This window comes from Ectothiorhodospira shaposhnikovii (assembly GCF_022227765.1).
In the GTDB taxonomy this organism is placed as follows: domain Bacteria; phylum Pseudomonadota; class Gammaproteobacteria; order Ectothiorhodospirales; family Ectothiorhodospiraceae; genus Ectothiorhodospira.
The window spans coordinates 1-1282 of record NZ_JAJMLZ010000027.1; the positions used below are offsets into that span (position 1 = coordinate 1).

The 1282-nt window shown below is 58.7% G+C and carries 1 protein-coding gene; it reads left to right on the forward strand.

Annotated elements, in window-relative coordinates:
* The first annotated feature begins 329 nt into the window (after window positions 1–329).
* On the forward strand, window positions 330–1193 hold the full coding sequence (locus tag LQD11_RS15415; protein ID WP_238618346.1) for a tyrosine-type recombinase/integrase: 864 nt from the start codon (window positions 330–332) through the stop codon (window positions 1191–1193).
* The last annotated feature ends 89 nt before the right edge of the window (window positions 1194–1282 follow it).

The following is a 1282-nucleotide window of genomic DNA, read 5'->3' on the forward strand; positions in this document are numbered from 1 at the left end:
CCGTGCATGTCAACTTATACAGAATCCGGGTGCCTTCAATCATTGGGGGGCTGAGTTGGACGTACCTTTTCGGGCTGGATGGCTTCCCGGATCAGTAGGTTGTGGGGGCGGGACGGAAGATGGGTGTGTTGTTGGTTGGAGGTAAAGCGGGTTACTGGGGTGTGCTGTGCGGAATCTGGCTTTCCTGGGGAAGGCCGATTCCGTCCAATATCTGTTGAACTAAGCCGCATTCGCGGCAGCTTTCTCCGTCCTTGCCTGCGTAAATTGCACTGATCATCAAGACTCTCTTCAGGGTCATGTTTGCCCTGACATTTGAGAGGAGATCAGTGATGACACCCTTACGTCGCCAGATGCTGGATGCGATGTGCCAGCGTGGTTTTTCACCGCGGACCCAGCAGAGCTATATCTACGCGGCCAGATCCCTGGCTGCCTATTTTGGCCGTTCTCCGGCACGGCTTTCGATGCAGGACCTGCAGCAGTATTTCAAGGTTTTGGCGGTGGAACGCAAGCTTTCTGCCTCCACCTGCCGTCTGCATTTACACAGTATCCGATTTCTATTTCAACAGGTGCTTCAGCGAAGCGACTTTGATGAAGTGGCCCTGATCGTACCCAAGCGGCCACAGCGGATACCGCCTTTACTCACCCGGGCCGAGGTGGCGCGCATCATCGAGGCGTGTGACAACCCCAAGCACAGGATGTTGCTGGAGGTGTGCTATGGCTGTGGATTGCGGGTCAGTGAGGTTGTGGCGCTGCGTGTGGATGACATTGATGGTGAGCGGCGCCTGTTACGGGTGGAGCAGGGCAAGGGGGCGAAGGACCGCGCGGTCATCATCAGTCCCCTGTTGCTGGATAAACTGCGCCGCTACTGGCGCTGCAGCCGCCCGCGTGTGTGGCTGTTTCCACATACGTTCCAACCGCAGCATCACATTGGCGTGAGTTCAGCACAGCGCCTGTTTGGCCGCTGTCGCCGCCGCGCCGGGGTGAGCAAGTCGGTGGGGATCCACGGCCTGCGACATGCGTATGCCACGCACCAGTTGGAGAATGGGCTGGCGGTGCATGAACTGCAACGTCTGCTGGGTCATGGGCATTTGCAAACCACCCTGCGCTACATCCACTGGACACCGAGTGATGAACGGGGCACCTCGGGGCATGTGGACCTGCTGGCGCTGTTGCCGGAGGTGCATCATGCCTGAGCCGACGACGGTCCAGCATATTCTCAATCGATTCCTGTGTGCCGATGGCCTGGACAGCGGCCGGAGGAAGGTCTGCGGGCATCTGCAGA